This is a genomic window from Pseudomonas fluorescens, assembly GCF_040448305.1.
GTDB classification, from domain to species: Bacteria; Pseudomonadota; Gammaproteobacteria; order Pseudomonadales; family Pseudomonadaceae; genus Aquipseudomonas; species Aquipseudomonas fluorescens_BH.
This window is the reverse complement of sequence record NZ_CP148752.1, coordinates 2,070,088-2,088,750: the sequence shown is the minus strand read 5'-3', so window position 1 is coordinate 2,088,750 and position 18,663 is coordinate 2,070,088. Positions and strand designations below refer to the sequence as shown.

Here is an 18,663-nt window from a genome sequence, read left to right as displayed (position 1 = left end):
GATTGAGACCTGATCAGGCGTTGTGTTTGCAGCAACTGGCCGGCTGACCGTCCTGGACACTGGCGTGGTCCCTGCTCGCCGGCAAGTCCATGGCCGGGTTGCCGTTGAAGAAGTTATTGGGCTTGAGCTTGAACCCGACGTATTCCACCGGCATCACCGGGAAATCCTCCGGTTTGCAGATGTGGGTATGGCCAAAGGTGTGCCACACCACCAGGTCCTGGTTCTGGATCTCGCGGTTGTTCTGCGTGTACAGCGGGAGGCCGTCACCCCGATGCTGGTTGGGGTAATCGCCGGAGCCGTAACGCTCGCCGGGCGCGTAAGGCGTCACCCACAGGTGCTTGCTGGCAAACCCGGCGCGTCGGCCAAACGAACTGTCGGGTTGGGCGAGCATGACCGGATTGTGCTCGGCCATCAGTTTGTAGCCGGGGTGATTGCCGACGGCGTTCTTGACGTTCGGATTGATGATCTTCCAGAAGCGCCCGGTCTGGCCGTTGGCCTCACGGGCTGCGTCCAGCTCATGGGTAAACGTGGTGGTCACACTGTCGAAGACGTTGCCCCAGGTATTGCCCTCGCCTTGCGGGCGCGACTGGAAATTGGTTTCAGTCACCGAGTTGTGCTCGCCATCCACCATCATGTGCAAACGCGCACTGAAGAAATGCTGGTGGGTCGGGCCATAGAACTCGGGCGTGACCATGCCGCCCCCACTGGCTGGGCGTTGACCGGGGACCAACGCGGCGGTCTGGATGATCCCGGTTAGCTTGGCTTCGAGTTGAATCGTGCCGTCCTGATAGAGGTACCAGAAAAAGCCATAGTCGTAGTTGGCCACGGTGCAGAAGAAGCTGATCACCAGGCGCCGGGAACGACGCATTTCGAACACGCCAGTACGAAACTCATAGTGTTTCCACAGCGTGCCGTAATCTTCCTCGTGCATGCAGATGGCGTTTTTCATGACAAAAGGTTCGCCCTGATCATTGACCGAGGGCACATCGAAATAACGAATCGCCCCTAGGCAGTCACAGCCCAACTCCAGTTGGTTGGCCAGACGGCCGAGTCCGTATTCACCGCCGTCGAACGCGCATTTCCAGTAATGATTGAGCTCGTTGTCCGAATAGGGAACGCCCATGTCGGTGACACTGGCGCGATAGAGGATCGGGCGCACGACGTCACCGTCCTTGTAACCCAGCTGGTGCAGAACCAGACCTTCGCGCGGTGTGAAACCGACGCGGAACTCCCAGTTCTGCCAGTTCACTTTCCAGTCATCGACGGTGAAGCTCACGCCCTCGGGCTGCGTGATGTGCAACGATTTGAGTCCGTCGCGCGGCTGGCCCAGGGACGCTGAATCGTAGTTGATCGTTGCCTTGGGGATCGGCGTCAGACGGCCGTCGTCCAACAGTTCGATGACCTCGCCCTTGTTCAGGTCGATGATTGCAACCAGTCCTTCAATCGGGTGGGCGTAGCCGTTGTCGGTCAGCTTGTCACGGTAAAACGCGACGCCGCGCATCAGCCGCTTGCCCTGATAACGTTCGTCATCGCCGAAATGTCCAAACGACCAGGGATCGATCTGCACGTTTTCGATATCGGCATCGGTGAGGCCCCGGCGCTTGACCGCCGCGCGCCAGGCGGGATCGTTTTGCACGGCTTCCACGCACAGATCGAACTCCTCAATCATGATCGGTGCATGACCCTGGGTTTCAATGTCGACCGCTTGCCAATCGATCAGGGTTTGGCTGTTCAAATCCACCAGCGCTTCGAAGGTGTTGCCCGTCAATTTGTCCAGCACCAAGGCAAATGCACGCCGAGAAAATGCCTGGCCTGGCACATGGGCCAACACCTCACGCTTATCCGGTTCGGCGAGGTGCAGATAAGGGAAGCGGCATTTATCGTGAAGGTTTTTTTCCCGCTTCAGGATGCCACTCGCCAAAGCAAGTTCCTCTAGCGAAAGCGGGTCAAGCGGGTGGGTCGCGGTCGTTATTTTAAGATTCACGTTCATGCTTCGTACTCTTCCAGTCAAATGTACTTTTGGGTTTAAAGGCATTCGGACGATGAAGAAACTGCAGCACTGCGGTAGGTCGGCATGTAAATGCTACGACCAACTACCGCAGGCGCATTAACACAAATTGGCAGAAACATAGCGGGCTCTCGCCAAACTAAAAGAACTGGCATGTTTCTGGCTTTTTAATCACTCAAGGTACAGCGGATAAATGATCCGGCAACGCTGCGGTCAGGTCGGCAACCCTCCTGCGCGTTCCAGTTATCCAGACTTGCGTCATCACTTCGATGGCAATCGCACTATCAAAGTGCAACCTGCCCTAATGCGGTGCTACAGCGTCCTACAGGCTGTTGAATCAACTATTCTTTGAACGACCTTTAATCACGCCGTAAAAGAACAGCACCACCAGAAGTAAGGGCGTTCCATTCACCCAGGCCGATTCACTTCCGGTCAGTAGCCCGTAGTTCTCATAGATCAGGTAAACCGCCAGGCTAAGCCCCGCGAGCGCAACCAGCGGGCTGACCAGGACTTTGAGATATCTGCGATCGCTGATTTTTTTGAAATGGGCAACCACCGCCAGCGAAATGAATGCCTGAAGCCCGATGAGCCCAAGCGTTGCCAACGCCAGCGTCACCGGGAAGAGGAAGACAAAGGCGTCGTAACCCAGCGATGTCGGTACGGCAATGCAGACTGCAACCAACACCGTCACTAAAAGACTCGCATTGGCCGGGGAGTTTCTTTGCGGATGAATGTTCGATAGCACACTCGGCAAATGTTTATCTTTGGCCAGCACATGCACGTAGCGAGTGGCCGCGTTGTGCAGCGACAACAAACAGGCAAAGTTGCTGGTGCACAACATGATCGAAACAATGGTGGCCGTTGTGCCTCCCAGGCGTGTCGAGAACAGGTTGATGATCAGCTCGCCTTGCGCCGTTGCCGCTTCGCCCTTAATCGCCTCTACCCCGATGCCGCCGACGATCAGCCAGATAATCACGAAGTAGGCGACAGCCACCAATGCCACCGCGAGACGCGTGGCCCCCGGAATGGATTTTTCCGGCCGCTTGGCTTCCATCGCATACAGCGCTGCGGACTCGACACCGAGGAACGCTGCCAGCGCGACCATCATTCCAACGCCCAGGCCGGGCGACGTTATTGCATCAATCGATACCGCCTCAACTGGGAAAGCCGCGAGGCCTTTATCCATGAAAATGGAGATGCCCAGCAAAAACAGCATGAAGAACTCTGCCAGCACCAATGGCACCAGGACCTTCGCGGCAAAATCAATATTCGCCCGGCCTAAATAAGACGTCAGCGCCATGAACAACAAAGTCCATGACGTCCAGCCAATATCTACGCCAAATGTTTGCAGGGTCAAATTGGTGTAGTAGCCCGATACGATCGCCAGGGCAATGGTAATTGCCAGGTAGGACGCCAATGCTACCCAGGCCGCGCCCGCGCCAACCCTTGGGCCAAAGACTACCGATAGATACCTGTAAAACGCGCCTGCGCCCGGGATCGCTCGAATCAACTCGCCATAGCCTACCGAGAAACAAACCATCAAGAATCCCGCCACCAAAAATGTTCCGGCCAACCCCGGGCCGTTGCCGAGTTGAAAGCCAATGGGGGCGGCTGTGAGAACGGCGCCTAAAGGTGCTGCGGCGGCAATCACCAACAATGCGATCTGATAAGTACCCAGATTGCCTTTCAGCTTTTCGCCGACTAAAGGCGCATCTTCATGCAGGGATTCGGTTAGCTCTGTCATCACAAAAGCTCCACTCTATTATTTTTATGGATCACGCAAATGGGTCGATGCAGTAGCGTCCTTGCTGAAAACTCAACGTGTGTTACATCCCAATGCTGACTGTCTCGGGCAGCGTGCTGGCACCATCGATCACGATTTGCGTACCGTTGATGTAACTGGACTCGTCGGACGCGAGGAATGCCGACAGCTCACCGACTTCATCGGGCCTGCCCAGGCGTTTCATTGGAATGGCTGTGGCCAGTTCATCAAGAACCGACTTCGGATCGTCCGGATTGACTTGCCTGGCGACCTGCTCCGCCATCGGCGTCCATATGAAGCCCGGGCAAATGGCATTGACCCGAACGTGATGGGGAGCCATTTCCACCGCCAGCGCCTTGGTGAAGCCAATCAGCGCGGACTTGGACAAGGCATAGGCCACCTCGCCCGGATCGGCCGTCAGGTCACCGGTGACGGACGACATGACGACCACTGCACCGCCGCCGGATTTGATCATGTGTGGCAGAACCGCTCGGGCGGTATGCCATGCACCTTTGACGTTAACGTTGATGTGCAAGTCGAGATCGGCGTCGCTGGAATCCAGAAACTTCGCCAGTCGGCAAACGCCAGCATTGCAGACCAGCGCATTCAACTGGCCAAAACGCTGCATGCCTTTTTCGGCAATGAGGCGCATGGCCTGCGGATCGGTCACATCACCGACTTGCGCAAGCACTTCCACGCCGTAGGTATTTTGAATCTCTGCTGCCACTTCATGGATCGACTCATCAAGATCTACCAGGATCAAGTTGGCCCCGTATTTTGCGTAGATCGTGGCATGAGACTTACCCATTCCTTTTGAAGCCCCGGTAATCAAGGCCACTTTCCCGTTTAACTTACTCATGATGTCCTCCGGCTTTTTTGAACAAAGCAATCCCGTCATGCCCAGGTCATGTCCCCGGGCATGCTGTTTCACAACCAGGTTTTAAGTAATTACCGTCGAACGATGGTTTTTAAGTGTTTCGGACGGCCGTTCGCCAAACAGATGTTTGTAGTAGACGCTGAACATGCCCATATGCCAGAAGCCCCAATTGGCGGCCACTTCACTGATCAAGGTCGGTTTATCGCTGGAAACAAGTTCCGCCCTGACGCCGTTCAAACGTATGTAGCGCAGATAAGTCACGGGGCTGATACCCAATACTTTGTTGAAGGCATAGTGCAACGAGCGATGACTGGTGTGCAGTCCCTCACACAAATCGGTAACCGTTAACGCTTCGCTTTTTCTTGAAAGAATATAATTGCGCGCACTGTCTACAACATGGCGATGAATGAACTGCTCTGCGTGAGATTTCTTCGACACGGGCAGGTCCGCTGTCATGCCAAGGAGCAAATGCATGATGTCGAAAGTCAGCTGTTTTCTGGCTGACGCCGATTCGAGGATTAAAGGATTGGCCTCGACGGCGCGGAAGAAGTTATCGAACCCTTGCCTGAAGGCTGCGCACTTTTCGGGCGCCAGTGAACTGACTTCCTTGGTCAGCGCGATGACACTCTTGTCATCAAACTCGTCATCCAGGGAGTATTTCCTGAAGGCTTCAACATCGACGGATGCGCCATAAATATCCGAATAGCCCGGGGTCTTGAATTTGAGTTCGGAATCCGGCCGGAGAAAGAACACTGAATCAATGCAATCGAGCTCTTTACCACACCAGTAACCGTGGCCGCGCAACGCGATGGGAATGCCCAAGGCAAATTTGCCAGGCAGGGTCTGCCCATGTTGATCCACCGCTTGATTCATCACCTCGCGGAAGATCTGCACCACACCCACGGAAATTTCAGTGACCGAACCTGCGAATTGCCCTGGGCTTATCTGCAGATACTCTTGCTGCCACTCCGATAAAGAGTTCGCCAAGACGTTGGCGTCGGTGACAGAAACGCTCTGTAAACCTGCTTGGTGAGATTTTTGCTGGACCGGTTGCGATCTCATGGCATATCTCCTGGGCGCATCAGTGTTCTTTTTATTATTCGAATGGCGGCTTTACCGTCTATCGAGCCTGTGCCTCGCGTCCTATGCTCAATGGCTACAGTTTCAAATTTACACGATGCTTATGGGGCCGGGGGGCAAGGGGTCTGAGATTGCGCATTTTTTTGATAGCCGAGTCATCCTGTAGCAACGGCGGCATCACTCACTGCCCCCTCGTTCTCCCAACCCGCCAGATCAACCGGATGACTCTGCACATAACTGCCGACGGCATCGTCTATCGTGGGGAAAAACGCGCCTCCCCGAGTAACGTGTACAACCCGAATCGCTTGAGCTTACCTTGACCGGGGTCTTTCATCTCGGTCACGCACAATGTGATGCCCGCTGCGCGCAGGGTTTCGTCCACTTCGGCCAGAATGTCGGCCGAGCTCACATCCATGCGGGTGATAGGTTCCGCCGCGATGACCAGCCAGCACCAGCGGCTTCGGCCGCGGGCGTGCGTGACGAACTGCTGCTGATCGCAAAACCCTGAAAAAACCGGCGGCCAGGTTGGCTACGCCCTGGCCGACCATTTCCTGATTCGGATCAACGTAGGTTCTGGTCCGCGCCGCGTAGACGCGAGACAGTACGCTGGTGTCGGCGAATGAAACCAGCGCCACGGCGCAACCGCCAATCAGCACGGGGACGATATTGGTGCTGGTAATCCAAGGGATGGCAAATCCCGGCAGTCCTTGTGGGATCGAGCCGAGGACCGACACCCCGGAGCTTGCCGCAAGGTCCAGCACAGCCGAGCCGGACCTCTTTCTCCCGAGGCATCTCTTGGCTGAATTTTGCAGTTGCTGAACGTCCGCTGTGGGTCCAGGCTGTGTGAAAACGCATTCACTGTTTTGAAGTCTGCGTTGCTACGTAAAATCTGCCGATTGTTGGTTGGTCAGCAGACCGAAAATTTACGTAGGAACGCGATTCTTGCTCCGATTCTGACTGTCAAATTTGCTCTAAAACGTTTTCACACAGCCTGGGTCGAGGCTGTGTAAAAACGTTTTAGAACACGTTTGACAGTCGGGGATGGAACAAAAGTCGCGTTCCTACGCAAATTTCTTGTCTGCTGATTACACAAGCACCAGCAGATTTTACGTAGCAACGAAGACTTCAAAACGGCGCATGCGTTTTTACACACTCTGGGCCGATTGCTGCCCGTCACCAAGGGCAGAAATCGACCCATTGCAAGCGATCGCAGCCAATACAGTTACGGTCAGTTTGCCCGCGCCAAGAGTCGCATCGTGCAAGATCTACCCGGTTGCGCCGCACTAGAGCATCACGCTGCGTCAGTGCCTGTTGCAACCGCCAAGCCACTGCTACGCCAGGACAATACGTTTGAGCTTGGCGTTCAGTGCGGCGAACGCCGCTTCGGTACTGGCCTTGTGGTTGGTGATGAGCACGTCGATGCGTTCTGGCGGGCAGAAAGCGACGCGGCTCTCCACGCCTATCTTGCTGTAATCGGCGAGGATGACCACCCCTTCGGCGTTGTCAGCCATGGCGCGCGCCACTTCGGCTTCGCGGTGGTCGTAGTTGCTGGCACCGCGCTGGGCGTCGATGCCGACGGGCGATAACAGCGCGAGGTCGGCCCGATAGCGGCCAATTTCCGCCACCGTGGTGCCGCCAACCGTAGCGGGGGCACGGTCGTCGAGCGAACCGCCCAGTACGATCACCTCGTTGTGCTGGCCGCCCGGCACGGCGGGATTACGCAATTGCAACGCCACGTTGAACGAGTTGGTGATCACGGTCAGCCCTCCCAGCTTGGCCAGCTCTTCGGCGAGGATGACGGTGGTGGTGCCCGCGTCGATAAACACAGTCTGTCCGTGCGACAGCAGACTGACCGCTGCGCGCGCGAGGTCACGCTTGAATTTGACGTTGATGTTCGCCCGCTCGGCGATGGGCGCTTCGTCCTCAACGCGGATGGCGCCGCCGTGTATCCGCTTCAACTCCCCCTGTTCTTCCAGAGCGACCAGGTCGCGCCGCACCGTCTCGCGTGAAACATTCAGCTCGGTGACGATGCGGTCGGTGGTGACGCGCTGCAAGGTCGATAGCAATGCGCGGATCCGCTGGTAACGCTCTTCTTGCCACATACCGGGTGTCCCTGCTGTTCGAGTCGCTGTCCGAGCACGCATTGTGGAGGGGCGTCAGTCGCTGTCAAGTTTGGCGCGGCCCCATGATCATTGAGCTGACACGGTCTGTGCGTCATATTTGTGCAATGTTGAGGCATTATTGTTTTTTTGTGTATTTGGAGCTAGCCTCGTGGCCGGACGGTTTCTTCCCCTCGTCCATATTTCGAAACACGCTTTCGCCATCGCCTCGGTTGTAACCTCTCGTCTAGAAGTAGGAGCTATGCCATGCAGCGTCGCCAGTTTCTGAACACCCTCGCCACCGTTTCCGTCGTCTCTCCGCTGTTGTTGTCATCCCGCCTAACGCAAGCCGCCACGCCCCCGGCCACACCAAGTGCGCTGGACCCGGCGCGCTGGTCGCCGCTTAACCAAAAGCGTCTGCAGGCGGTGATCGATGAGCACGGCGTCAAGAGCGCGTCCTACCGTCCAGAGCAGCGCCCGTACGCGGTGTTCGACTGGGACAACACCTGCATCATGAACGACTGTGAAGAAGCGCTGCTGGTCTACCAGATCAATCATCTGCAGTACAAGCTGACGCCCGATGAGTTCGCCGCTGTGGTGCGTCAGGACGTGCCGAACGGCGCGTTCATGAAGGACTACACCACGGTGGACGGCAAGCCGGTCAAGATGGAAGACATTGCCAGCGACGTGGAAGCGGATTACCGCTGGCTGCATGCCAACTACAAGGGGCTCGCCGGCGACAAGAGCCTGGAAGAGATCCAGGCCAGCGAGCAGTACAAGGATTTTCTCGCCAAGCTCTACTTCATGTACGACGCGATCTGCGACAGTTACCCGGTGGAGATCGGCTACAAGTGGATTCTGTACTTCTACAAGAACATGACCACGGCTGAGTTGCAGGCGATGGCCGAGGCTTCCAACAACTACGCCATCGGCGACGCGCTGCGCAAGGTCAAGTACGAGAGTTCACGCACATTGCCGGGCAAGGCCGGTGTGGTGGCCGATACCCACTTCCATGGCATTCGTATCCATGAGGAAATCCGCGGCCTGATGCACACACTGCGCGCCAACGGCATCGACGTCTATGTCAGCACCGCCTCGATCGACGATGTGGTACGCGTGTTCGCGGGCAATCCTCATTACGGATACGGCGTGCCGCCTGAGAACGTGATCGGCCTACGCATGGCGATGGAAGGCGGCAAGTACACCACTCGCTATCAGCCAGACTGGCACTTCAATTACGGTCCGGGCAAGACCGTCGGCATCAAGAACGTGCTGGTTAAACAGAAGGGCTATGGCCCGGTGTTGGTGGCTGGCGACAGCGATGGCGATGCCTGGATGCTGCGCGACTTCAACGATACGGCGGTGGGGGTGATCGTCAACCGCATGAAGAAAGGCGAGATCGGCGCCGACAGCCAGCAGGCCGCTGCCCAACTTGGCAAGCCGGACGCCCGTTTCGTCCTGCAAGGGCGCGACGAGCACACGGGCCTGATGATTCCAGACGAGAAATCGCTCAAGTACGGCAAAGACGAGCTTAAGCTGTTGGCTTGATGGCACTGGCTCGCGGGTGTCCGGCGGCCATCCGCGAGCCGCAGTGCAACTCGCCTTGTATCTGCGGGAATGATGATTCTGCGTCGGAAAATCGGTACCGCTGCCGGCCCGAGTGAGTCTGTAAGTAGTATCGAGTCAAAATTGTGAGTTGCCCCAGGTTTTCGAGGCGCGCCCCACAGGCCGCTTTTGGCCGTTCTCTGCCGATCATGGTTACAAAGCGTGCTGGTCAAATCCGATGCAATCGGTGGTCAGAACGAATGCAAATGACTGGTCAGGTCGAATGCAAGCGGGTGATCAAGTAGAGTGCAATTTCGCAGCTGAATATCGGATTAGTGTTGTGGGGACTTGTAAGGGGTGATGATGGGGCTCAACAAACCAGTGCAGGACCTGAAGCGCGATCTGCAGGGTGTCGCCTCTGATCTGAAGTGGTCGGCCGTGGAGTTAGTTCGGATTGCCGAGCGGCTAAGCCACGCAGGTAATGGACCAGACGCTGAGGCGCTTCGAAGGATGATCACAATCTTCCAGCAAGGTGAGAATCGGTTAGATGGCTGGATTAAAGAAATCGGTGCAGGTCAGGTAGTCCGGCCGGCGAAGGCAGACCACTGCCAATGATCGCGGAAGGGATTGGCAGGAGGTTGTCATGGCACTTAACAAACCCAATCAAGAGTTACGCCGCGACTTGAAAGCCGCTGCATATTCCCTCGAAGAAGCTGCCCTGGAAATGTTCAGGCTTGCAAAACAGCGCGGGGATACAGAGCTTCTGGAGGCAATGGAGACGATCGAAAAGCTGCATGAGCAAGCTGATCGGCTGACTGCTTACACAGATGAGGTGAAGGCGGGAAGGATTGTCCGGAAGGCTGAATAGCCATGCGTCTGGCGGGCGTATTCGCGCTAGATCTGAAATACAAGCAATGCCCTGTAAACGGTTACTCAATGAAGAAGAAGCTGACGGACAGTAAAGCAGCAGTGACTGCTGCTGAAATTGAGCGTTCTATCCAAGCCCTGAACAAAATGGCTGAACGCCTATGGGGGGATGGCCGGGAAGCCGAGGCGAAAGCTCTCCTCGATGCCTTGGACGCATTAAACCGGGCGCTTGATCGGATCAGGATTGGAGAGAGTCGCAGGGTTCTCCATTGAACGGCACAAACTAGCTGGCGGGTTATGAAGGCGAGAAGAAGTGTGCGGGGGAAGGCGGAGTAGGCGCGTGGTATGACGGCGAGATGTTGTAGCGGCTTGGCGGTCGTACCGATGTAACTCAAATGCCCGGTCCAGAGCCGGGCTTCTCGTATCTGCCCCTGTCATGCCTTCGTCACACCTACCAAGCACAATGCAGTCAGCCAAAGGGATTTGGCCCATCTACAGAGAGCCCGGCTAATGTGCCGGGCTTTTTCGTTTCTGCGACATGCTTTTCACCAATCGCTCACATGGTGGAGCGCAGATTAACCCTGCTCCTTTGAAGAATTCCCATTTGGCCCGCCCGCATGCGGGCCATTTTTTTGGTCGCTGCCACGATTTCTACAAGAACTGGAGAAGCGACCATGTCAGATGACTGCGAAATTGCACTCCACTTGACCACCCGCTTGCATTCGACCTGACCAGTCATTTGCATTCGTTCTGACCACCGATTGCATCGGATTTGACCAGCACGCTTTGTAACCATGATCGGCAGAGAACGGCCAAGAGGAGCCGTTCGACTAAGGACGGCTTCCGGTCAAATCTTCGGATAGCGTGGTCTGTGTCCCTACTTGGTGAGCGGCAAATTCCTCAGCCCCAAACCTCTGAACCTCCATGCCGATATTACTCAGTCGCTCCAACCGGGCGCTTTCTCCCAGTACATAGGGCTCCTGGTCTTGACGCGGAATTCACTTATATCTTGTGGTATCGAGCGCGGACGTGTGACAAGCCGACGCCAAACGCCTTTCGCGGTTAACGCTTCGGCTTTCCGTGATCAGTTGGTGATAACAGTGCATTGATCCATGGAGACAGCTCCCGAAGTACCTTCGACGAAAATCGCAGTTTGACAGCTCATGACAAACGCCTTGCCATTGGTCTGGGCGCGACCCGCTTGAATTCCGGGCGCAGCTCAGCCTACTCGTTTTGCTGCCGCTGCGTCTGGGGCTTGCTATAGAGCTTGATCCAGGCATACAGACTGTGCACTGACACGCCCAGCCATGCGTCTACTTCGGCAACGGATAGGTTGCGTTCGATCAATTGCTTGTCCGCTTCGATCTTGAATTCTTAGGGGTAACGCTGACGACTCATAGCGCCTCCTATTTGGGCCTCATTATCAGGCTCAGAGGTGTCCAGCTTTCTGGCGAAAACGGACTTTTCAATTCGCTTACGAGTTACTCGTAGGTTCTTCTCGATCTGCAAAAACGACTCCCGGATCACTGACGGGCACCTATGAGGAACTCATAGGTGCCTTTCAATACGAAAGGACCGTGCGATTTTCGAAATAGTGCACCTATGAGTAACCTGCAGGCCACAGCAGATCCATTGATGTGTTGTACGTGGTTACTGGGGTCAGAACGCCTACGCCTGTCGGAGCTTTAAGTAACGAAGAAGAGGAGCTGATAACGCAATACCGCAGAATTCCTGAGGATGACCAAAAAACTGTCCGCCGCTTTCTAAATGCTTTGGAGCCGACGCTGCGCGCGATGCGCGCCAAGCTGTAACAAATTATGTAGTTGTACAAGTATTCGTATCAAAGCCACACGCGTACTCCGTTTCAATCCAATAACGTCGATTCAGCAATGCACTTTATGGAGTGAGCATGTTGGATCGCGCACCTGAGCAGATCGTTAGCTTTCTGGAATGGCAAGCGTGCGTTGAGGATGAGTGGCGTTTCGACGACCTGGTGATTCACCTGGTTCGCAGATCAAGTCTTTCACTTGGTTAAGCACTCTTACGGCCGCTGATGAAAAAAAGAGGTGTCGAGGAGGTGCAACTCCCCGACACCGACCATCTTTGAAAGGAGAGAACCATGCAAGCTCAAACCCGCAACGGTGGCGCTATCGAGTCTACAACGAACATACAGCTCGCCAAAATTAGCCATCTACAAGGAGCAAGGCCATGAAAACCCTATTTGTTCTCATGGCACAATATAACGGCCTGGCGATCATTCCCTTAGCGCAAGTCTGCCACGACTACTTCACTCACCTAACCCCTGACATGTTTCAACGAAAGGTTATGGCGGGACAAATTAAAATCCCCATCACTCGCCTGGAAGCAAGTCAAAAAAGCGCGAAAGGAGTTCATATCTCGGATCTTTCCGCGTACCTGGACGCGCAACACGCTGCAGCTGTCAAAGAAAGCAATCAGTTAAACAGCGCACCACGCGGAAGCTGATTTACTTCAACGTCTTCGCGGCCAATTTCACGGGCGCCTGTAGGATCTGCTCCAGCCAGTCCCAATTTGCGTATGCATCACCTCGACCGCGTAGATGAGTGTAACGCCGCATTGAGTTCCAATCTCGATGCCCCGACACACTCGCTACCCGAGGAATGTCCCAGTCCATTTCGAAAAGCCGGCTAACGCCATCGTGGCGCAGGTCATGAAAGTGCAGATCCTCGATGCCAAGTATCTGACAAACCCTGGTCCACGAAGTGGATACAGACTCAGCGCTGTACGGAAATATCTCAGGTACCCTTTGGGTTGAGCAGCGCGGTTCGGATGAGGTTGGAGGCAACGTACGTGGAGCGCTGGCAACGATCAGCAAGAACGAAGAGTTCATCAACATGACGCTAGCGGTGCTCATGACGCCTGAGTGAGCAAGTCTCGAGCTTGGTAGGCTACGTGCGGCCAAGGAACTTGCTCTCCACCCATACGACTCGAGTCCCCATCCCAACCTCTGAAGCTTGGACGGCGCGTTTCTTATTTTCCATAAAAATGTCTCACATCAAGGGAAACACAACCGTGTTCCAAGTGGGCTTAGGAGGACTATAAGGAAGGCTCATGCTTGTGAAAAATCATGATATCTGGGAGTAAGGGTGGCTTTTTTTAAGGCTGGATGGGGGGGTAAGCGGCCGTCAAACCAGTACCACCTGAGAGAGTTCCTCTCCAAAATACAGCTGCGCGATACCACGAGCTTGGGCATGCCGTAATTGGGCCCCTTGGAGATGCAGAGATGAATCCAGTGACTCCTGACGGTCGCTACTTTGTAGTCAAAGACCAGCTGTGGCGCTCCACCAACCCATCGCTCAGTGAGGATGTGCGGCAGCTGTTGATCAACGATCTCATGGCAGCGCGACGTGGCCATAAGAGCTGGATCCCGCCCGCTTTTCGTTGTGCCACCGGAGCAGCAATGCAGTCACCTCTTCGCGTAAGCGGCTATTCGCTACAGCATGATGGATGATTGCAAGCCGTTGCTAGCTGAACAGTGGAACTGTCGAACGACAGTAGATGATCAAGACTCCCTGAACAGTGACGCCGCCGTCGCCGCGATTGCTTTCGCATTGGAGAAGGCTTCCGGCGATATCGACGATATTGAATTCCTTCGCTGCTGGAACGAAGGCGACTTCGACTCAATTCGGGACGAGTGGCCTGAGGCACCGGAAGAGGTATTCATTGGCGCAGATCCGCTGTATTGCAGAAAAGCTGAAGATCAAGAGGCCAACCCATGAACACAGCCTTCATCCTGACGGCGCAATACAATGGTCGCGCCCTCATTCCGCTGGACCAGGTGTGCAAGGACTACTTCACACACTTGACCACCGAAATGTTCCAGCGAAAGGTCTTGGCTGGTCAGATCAAAATCCCGATCACTCGCCTAGAGCCAAGCCAGAAAAGCGCAAAAGGGATCCACATCACCGACCTCGCGGCCTACCTCGACTTACAGCGGGAAGCCGCAGTCAAGGAATGCAACCAACTCAACGGCTTAAAACGCGCCTCTTAAGCCATTTCATTGATGCGGCACCTAGCTGTACGGGCGCCTTCAATATTTTGTCATGCCACTCCCAGCCAATGTAAGGATCCCCTCTGCCACGCAGATGGGTATAGCGCCTCAGAGAGTTCCAGTCCCTGTGTCCTGAAACACTCGCTACACGTGGGATATCCCAATCCATTTCAAACAATCGGCTAACACCGTCGTGCCTCAGATCATGGAAGTGCAAGTCTTCAATGCTTGTAAACTTGCAGGCTTTCGCCCACGACGTAGAAATAGATTCAGGGCTATACGGGAATATATCGTCGCCAGCCTTGGGCATTGTCTGAAGTATCCGCCACGCCTCATCCGGCAAGTAACACCAAACATCATTGCCGATCTTCTGGCCAGGGTTCTTCATATCCCGGACCATCACCCGCTGACCGGCCTCATCAACATCAGCCCAGCGAATGCGCGTAATTTCATCGAGTCGCCGCGTGGAAAAGATCGCGAAGCCCACAACCTTGAGCATATTGATGGAACTTCGCCGGCGCCCCTGCATTTCCTCATAGTAACTAAGTATCTTTCCTAACTCAGCCAACGACGAACGACGGTCCCTCTCCCGGCTCTTCAAGTTGTAACCGAGCTTTCGCAATACCTTACGCGCGTCACCCATTGCATGCGGATCAACTTGATAACCCCAGGCGGGCCGGGCAATTGATAACACCGCGCCAAGGTGGGCAAGATCATTGCCTGCGGTCTGAGGCTGCACCCCACCACCTGCTTTACTCATACGCCAGAGTGCGTAGTCCACCAACTGCTGACTGTTTAGGTCAGAATCAACCAACTTACCAAAGTCCGTTTCCGCAATGGCGTTCAACGTGGCCTTCTTTGTTTTCCCCAGCGGTCGGGCTTTCTCCATTTCATCCAGGTAGCGGGTGATCATGTCGCTGACCGTGACCCCCGTTCGGTTCGCCCGCTCAATTGCACCAGGCTCATCCAGCTCCGCGCCGCGCTTTCGCGCCCAAGCCTGAGCTGCCTGTTTTCGGGCGAAGGTCTGACTCTCTTGGTAGACTTGCACTCCGTCGCGCTTGATGCGGATCTGAGCTGTGTAGCTCACACTCCCATCCGCCAGTTTTCTTGCCCTGATAGTCGCCATATCGAAAGTGGTACGCGTCAGTTTTGAAGTGGTACATCGTACCACCGACATTCAAAAAACGCCCGAAAACGCCCTAAAACACGCTAAAAACACGTAGAGCAAAATGGTACAGAACCCCCACTCCAGACCAGTAAATCCAAGACCTGCACTGTCTCGGCGGTTTAGTGTTGCGCCCATGATGGATTGGACCGATAGACACTGCCGTTTTTTCCTGCGCCTATTGTCAAAAAACGCCCTGCTCTACACCGAAATGGTCACCACTGGCGCGCTGCTCAACGGCGACCACGAACGCTTCCTGCGTCACAACGAAGCCGAACACCCGCTCGCCCTGCAACTCGGCGGCAGTGTTCCACTGGACCTGGCTGCCTGCGCGCGCATGGCTCAGGAGCATGGTTACGACGAGGTGAACCTGAATGTCGGCTGCCCGAGTGATCGGGTGCAGAACAATATGATCGGCGCGTGCCTGATGGGGCACCCGCAGTTGGTGGCCGATTGTGTGAAGGCGATGCGGGATGCGGTGTCGATTCCGGTGACGGTCAAGCACCGTATCGGCATTAATGGGCGCGACAGTTACGAAGAACTGTGTGATTTCGTCGGCACGGTACGGGATGCCGGCTGCACCAGCTTTACCGTGCACGCGCGGATTGCGATTCTGGAGGGGTTGTCGCCGAAGGAGAACCGTGACATCCCGCCCCTGCGTTATGACGTGGCGGCGCGGTTGAAGGCGGACTTTCCTGAGCTGGAGATTATTCTCAACGGCGGGATCAAGACGCTGGAGGCCTGCCACGAACATTTGCAGACGTTCGACGGCGTGATGTTGGGCCGCGAGGCGTATCACAACCCCTATGTGATGGCCGAGGTGGATCAGCAGCTGTTCGGCAGCACGGCGCCGGTGATCAGCCGCGCCGAGGCGCTGGCGCAGTTGCGGCCGTATATCGCTGCACACATCGACGCGGGCGGTTCGATGCACCACATCACCCGGCATGTGCTCGGGCTGGGCACCGGGTTTCCGGGAGCACGCAAGTTTCGGCAGTTACTGTCGGTGGATATTCACAAGGCCAAAGAACCTTTGGTGTTGCTGGATCAAGCCGCGGAGCTGCTTGAGGGGCGTTAACGGTTAGCCGCCTCCCTGCGACCAGGCTGCATGTCCTGCAGCCTGGTGCGAGCGTCAGTGCGCTGCAGCCCCGGTCCAGTCAACCCAACCGAATACCCACGTTGCCAGAATCAGCAAACCGAATCCGATCCGGTACCAGGCGAACACTGCATAACTGTGGGCGGCGATAAACTTGAGCAAACCACGCACGGCGATCATCGCGAAAAAGAACGCCGTCACGAAACCCAGCGCAAACACTGGCAGGTCACCGGCCTGGAACAGATCCCGATACTTATAGCCTGAATACACGGCGGCACCGACCATGGTCGGCATCGCCAGAAAGAACGAAAACTCCGTGGCAGCCTTACGCGACAGACCAAACAGCAACCCACCGATAATGGTCGACCCAGAGCGTGAAGTACCCGGAATCATCGCCAGGCATTGCGCGAAACCGACCTTGAGAGCGTCGTTCCAGCGCATATCGTCAACATGCTCGACATACACCACATGTTCCCGCTGCTCGGCCCACAACATGATGATTCCACCCGCCACTAATGCCACCGCTACAGTGATCGGGTTAAACAGATACTCATGGATCTTATCGGCGAACAACACTCCCAAGACCACTGCCGGAAAAAAACCGATCAATAGATTCAAGGTGAAACGTTGGGCATTGCGCTGGGTCGGTAAGCCGGTGACGATCTCGAGAATCTTGCGACGGAACTCCCAGACAACCGCCAGGATCGCGCCCAGTTGAATGATGATGTTAAAGGCCATGGCTCGCTCGCCGCCGAAGCTGAGCAGGTCCGCGACAACAATCTGGTGCCCTGTACTTGATATAGGCAAAAACTCCGTCAGACCTTCGACCATCCCCAAAATCAACACTGTTATGGTTGTCCAAAGATCCATTAATCCCCCCTCAACGACAAATACCAATGCGTCGACTACGCTCTAACTCAACGCCAACACAATAGTAAAGCGCATCAGGCCGCTTAATAAAACTCTGTGTTATGAAATGTCCATGACCGATTTCACCAACATGAACGTTAGATAACAGTTAATATTGGAGAGTGCGAGGCCAGGCAAGAGCGACAACTCGCACTCGAAACAACAAAACCCCGCAGCCTCATGGCACCCGAACAAAAAAAATCAGGCAGCTGAAACTTTAGCGAGATGCATGGTCATATGGATGCGAAAATGCGGGACATTGGGGCAATAGATGGCACAATGCTATGCCGGGTCAGCCCGCGAGATTGTCATCGATGATTAGGCACCTCGAACCACAGGCGGGCAGACGATCACACCAGAATCACCGACGATGTTAAAAAAACGAGACGACCGCTAGAAAAAACAGTGAAATGTTACCAATTGTCAGTCACAAACGAGAATTGCTGCTTTAACATTCAAATGCCCGCACCCATCCGAGTCAAAGCATGATGCTTACAGGGAAAATAACGACTACAGGCCACAGCGACGTGAAGGAGGAGACAGGTATTCTCACCATTGGGCGAACCCACACGCTAGCTGAGGGCTTCAGGGAATTAGTCGCAAGCCACGTAGGCAAGGATATTGCCGTTGATGCGATGTGCTATAGCAACTCATTCAACAGGAACAATAGTACCCATTCATACCGTGCCATTTTTATCGTTATCGACAACCCTCAAGCGTTTGTTGAAAGCCTTGCCCTGGTAGAACATATTCGCGCCGATAATTTGGCGTCAATAATGGTTGTAGCCATCACCGGCAGAGGCACCTACAACAAGATGAAATATTATCTGGCCGGGGCCGACTACTGTATTAATTGCGACACTGTTGCAGACGAAAATACTGACGAACTGTCCGAGTTTTTTAACAGTCCGGAATGGCAAAAAAAGCACAATCTGCTTTTGGACCCCACTCGCATGTGCCTTATTGGCGACTATAAAAAACTGGATGTATCGTTTGCAGAAATGAAAATTCTTGAGGCTTTTTCCCTAACCAAAAACCAGATATTGAGCCATGATGAAATCGCCAGGATCATGGGGCTGAATATAAATTTTTACGACCCAAGAGCCTTGGAAAAGTCGATCAGTCGCCTTCGTGGCAAAATAAAAGGCATGTATGGCACCAACGCCATTCAAAGCATCCGTGGGCATGGATATCGTTTAATCAGGGGTCTGATCTCGACAACCTGATT

Annotated in this window: 16 protein-coding genes and 3 pseudogenes; 9 read left to right on the top strand and 10 right to left on the bottom strand. The window is 55.0% G+C overall.

All coding sequences use genetic code 11. The features are described 5' to 3' along the window. Positions 1 to 13: 13 nt before the first annotated feature. The 6 genes and pseudogenes from WHX55_RS09520 to WHX55_RS09495 form a co-directional block, all read right to left on the bottom strand. A complete protein-coding gene (locus tag WHX55_RS09520) occupies positions 14 to 1,990 on the bottom strand; it encodes a primary-amine oxidase (protein ID WP_223532788.1) in 1,977 nt (658 codons plus the stop codon). Between the two features lie 355 nt (positions 1,991 to 2,345). Continuing rightward, the gene (locus tag WHX55_RS09515; RefSeq protein WP_223532786.1) at positions 2,346 to 3,752 is read right to left on the bottom strand and encodes an APC family permease; all 1,407 of its coding nucleotides are present in this window, start codon (positions 3,750 to 3,752) and stop codon (positions 2,346 to 2,348) included. Between the two features lie 82 nt (positions 3,753 to 3,834). After that, positions 3,835 to 4,629 (bottom strand): SDR family oxidoreductase UcpA, encoded by a 795-nt coding sequence (ucpA, locus tag WHX55_RS09510; RefSeq protein ID WP_353742457.1) that lies wholly within the window; start codon positions 4,627 to 4,629, stop codon positions 3,835 to 3,837. Positions 4,630 to 4,710: 81 nt separating this feature from the next. After that, the gene (locus WHX55_RS09505) at positions 4,711 to 5,709 is read right to left on the bottom strand and encodes a helix-turn-helix domain-containing protein (protein WP_223532782.1); all 999 of its coding nucleotides are present in this window, start codon (positions 5,707 to 5,709) and stop codon (positions 4,711 to 4,713) included. 173 nt (positions 5,710 to 5,882) lie between these two features. Further along, positions 5,883 to 6,488: pseudogene (locus WHX55_RS09500) on the bottom strand (SulP family inorganic anion transporter); the annotation flags it as partial. A 570-nt stretch (positions 6,489 to 7,058) separates the two neighbouring features. Next, positions 7,059 to 7,829: a DeoR/GlpR family DNA-binding transcription regulator gene (locus WHX55_RS09495; RefSeq protein WP_128607829.1), complete on the bottom strand. Its 771-nt coding sequence runs from the start codon at positions 7,827 to 7,829 to the stop codon at positions 7,059 to 7,061. A gap of 264 nt (positions 7,830 to 8,093) precedes the next feature. On the opposite strand from WHX55_RS09495, the gene WHX55_RS09490 reads away from it, so the two are divergent. From WHX55_RS09490 to WHX55_RS09475, 4 genes are all read left to right on the top strand, one after another. Further along, positions 8,094 to 9,374: an HAD family hydrolase gene (locus WHX55_RS09490; RefSeq protein ID WP_223532780.1), complete on the top strand. Its 1,281-nt coding sequence runs from the start codon at positions 8,094 to 8,096 to the stop codon at positions 9,372 to 9,374. Between the two features lie 360 nt (positions 9,375 to 9,734). After that, on the top strand, positions 9,735 to 9,986 hold the full coding sequence (locus WHX55_RS09485; RefSeq protein ID WP_043302427.1) for a hypothetical protein: 252 nt from the start codon (positions 9,735 to 9,737) through the stop codon (positions 9,984 to 9,986). Between the two features lie 28 nt (positions 9,987 to 10,014). Further along, complete coding sequence (locus tag WHX55_RS09480) at positions 10,015 to 10,239, top strand: hypothetical protein (protein ID WP_008019294.1); 225 nt, start codon at positions 10,015 to 10,017, stop codon at positions 10,237 to 10,239. Positions 10,240 to 10,307: 68 nt separating this feature from the next. After that, on the top strand, positions 10,308 to 10,511 hold the full coding sequence (locus tag WHX55_RS09475; RefSeq protein WP_043302433.1) for a hypothetical protein: 204 nt from the start codon (positions 10,308 to 10,310) through the stop codon (positions 10,509 to 10,511). A gap of 957 nt (positions 10,512 to 11,468) precedes the next feature. On the opposite strand, the pseudogene WHX55_RS09470 reads toward WHX55_RS09475, so the two are convergent. Then, positions 11,469 to 11,603: pseudogene (locus WHX55_RS09470) on the bottom strand (IS3 family transposase); the annotation flags it as partial. An 843-nt stretch (positions 11,604 to 12,446) separates the two neighbouring features. Between WHX55_RS09470 and WHX55_RS09465 the strand changes: the two are divergent. Beyond that, a complete protein-coding gene (locus WHX55_RS09465; RefSeq protein WP_150724743.1) occupies positions 12,447 to 12,722 on the top strand; it encodes a pyocin activator PrtN family protein in 276 nt (91 codons plus the stop codon). Position 12,723: 1 nt separating this feature from the next. Here WHX55_RS09465 and WHX55_RS09460 read toward each other — a convergent pair. Then, a pseudogene (locus WHX55_RS09460) lies at positions 12,724 to 13,014 on the bottom strand (tyrosine-type recombinase/integrase); the annotation flags it as partial. Between the two features lie 703 nt (positions 13,015 to 13,717). Between WHX55_RS09460 and WHX55_RS09455 the strand changes: the two are divergent. Continuing rightward, positions 13,718 to 13,996 (top strand): hypothetical protein, encoded by a 279-nt coding sequence (locus tag WHX55_RS09455; RefSeq protein WP_223533103.1) that lies wholly within the window; start codon positions 13,718 to 13,720, stop codon positions 13,994 to 13,996. After that, positions 13,993 to 14,268 (top strand): pyocin activator PrtN family protein, encoded by a 276-nt coding sequence (locus WHX55_RS09450; RefSeq protein ID WP_150724740.1) that lies wholly within the window; start codon positions 13,993 to 13,995, stop codon positions 14,266 to 14,268. The genes WHX55_RS09455 and WHX55_RS09450 overlap by 4 nt, the downstream gene beginning before the upstream one ends. Here WHX55_RS09450 and WHX55_RS09445 read toward each other — a convergent pair. Beyond that, complete coding sequence (locus WHX55_RS09445; protein ID WP_150724811.1) at positions 14,243 to 15,394, bottom strand: site-specific integrase; 1,152 nt, start codon at positions 15,392 to 15,394, stop codon at positions 14,243 to 14,245. The two genes, WHX55_RS09450 and WHX55_RS09445, sit on opposite strands and share 26 nt — an antisense overlap. A gap of 103 nt (positions 15,395 to 15,497) precedes the next feature. On the opposite strand from WHX55_RS09445, the gene dusA reads away from it, so the two are divergent. Then, positions 15,498 to 16,508, top strand: a complete 1,011-nt coding sequence (gene dusA / locus WHX55_RS09440) for a tRNA dihydrouridine(20/20a) synthase DusA (RefSeq protein WP_353742456.1) — start codon at positions 15,498 to 15,500, stop codon at positions 16,506 to 16,508. Positions 16,509 to 16,562: 54 nt separating this feature from the next. Here dusA and WHX55_RS09435 read toward each other — a convergent pair whose 3' ends face one another. After that, positions 16,563 to 17,396 (bottom strand): undecaprenyl-diphosphate phosphatase, encoded by an 834-nt coding sequence (locus WHX55_RS09435; RefSeq protein WP_353743033.1) that lies wholly within the window; start codon positions 17,394 to 17,396, stop codon positions 16,563 to 16,565. 524 nt (positions 17,397 to 17,920) lie between these two features. On the opposite strand from WHX55_RS09435, the gene WHX55_RS09430 reads away from it, so the two are divergent. Then, positions 17,921 to 18,661, top strand: coding sequence for a winged helix-turn-helix domain-containing protein (locus WHX55_RS09430; protein WP_353742455.1), 741 nt, complete (start codon positions 17,921 to 17,923; stop codon positions 18,659 to 18,661). Positions 18,662 to 18,663: the final 2 nt, after the last annotated feature.

Bases quoted from the DNA above. Each gene is read 5' to 3' on its own strand.
- WHX55_RS09520 (WP_223532788.1), bottom strand. From the start codon at position 1,990: ATGAACGTGAATCTTAAAATAACGACCGCGACCCACCCGCTTGACCCG.
- WHX55_RS09515 (WP_223532786.1), bottom strand. From the start codon at position 3,752: ATGACAGAGCTAACCGAATCCCTGCATGAAGATGCGCCTTTAGTCGGC.
- ucpA (WP_353742457.1), bottom strand. From the start codon at position 4,629: ATGAGTAAGTTAAACGGGAAAGTGGCCTTGATTACCGGGGCTTCAAAA.
- WHX55_RS09505 (WP_223532782.1), bottom strand. From the start codon at position 5,709: ATGAGATCGCAACCGGTCCAGCAAAAATCTCACCAAGCAGGTTTACAG.
- WHX55_RS09495 (WP_128607829.1), bottom strand. From the start codon at position 7,829: ATGTGGCAAGAAGAGCGTTACCAGCGGATCCGCGCATTGCTATCGACC.
- WHX55_RS09490 (WP_223532780.1), top strand. From the start codon at position 8,094: ATGCAGCGTCGCCAGTTTCTGAACACCCTCGCCACCGTTTCCGTCGTC.
- WHX55_RS09485 (WP_043302427.1), top strand. From the start codon at position 9,735: ATGGGGCTCAACAAACCAGTGCAGGACCTGAAGCGCGATCTGCAGGGT.
- WHX55_RS09480 (WP_008019294.1), top strand. From the start codon at position 10,015: ATGGCACTTAACAAACCCAATCAAGAGTTACGCCGCGACTTGAAAGCC.
- WHX55_RS09475 (WP_043302433.1), top strand. From the start codon at position 10,308: ATGAAGAAGAAGCTGACGGACAGTAAAGCAGCAGTGACTGCTGCTGAA.
- WHX55_RS09465 (WP_150724743.1), top strand. From the start codon at position 12,447: ATGAAAACCCTATTTGTTCTCATGGCACAATATAACGGCCTGGCGATC.
- WHX55_RS09455 (WP_223533103.1), top strand. From the start codon at position 13,718: ATGATGGATGATTGCAAGCCGTTGCTAGCTGAACAGTGGAACTGTCGA.
- WHX55_RS09450 (WP_150724740.1), top strand. From the start codon at position 13,993: ATGAACACAGCCTTCATCCTGACGGCGCAATACAATGGTCGCGCCCTC.
- WHX55_RS09445 (WP_150724811.1), bottom strand. From the start codon at position 15,394: ATGGCGACTATCAGGGCAAGAAAACTGGCGGATGGGAGTGTGAGCTAC.
- dusA (WP_353742456.1), top strand. From the start codon at position 15,498: ATGGTACAGAACCCCCACTCCAGACCAGTAAATCCAAGACCTGCACTG.
- WHX55_RS09435 (WP_353743033.1), bottom strand. From the start codon at position 17,396: ATGGATCTTTGGACAACCATAACAGTGTTGATTTTGGGGATGGTCGAA.
- WHX55_RS09430 (WP_353742455.1), top strand. From the start codon at position 17,921: ATGATGCTTACAGGGAAAATAACGACTACAGGCCACAGCGACGTGAAG.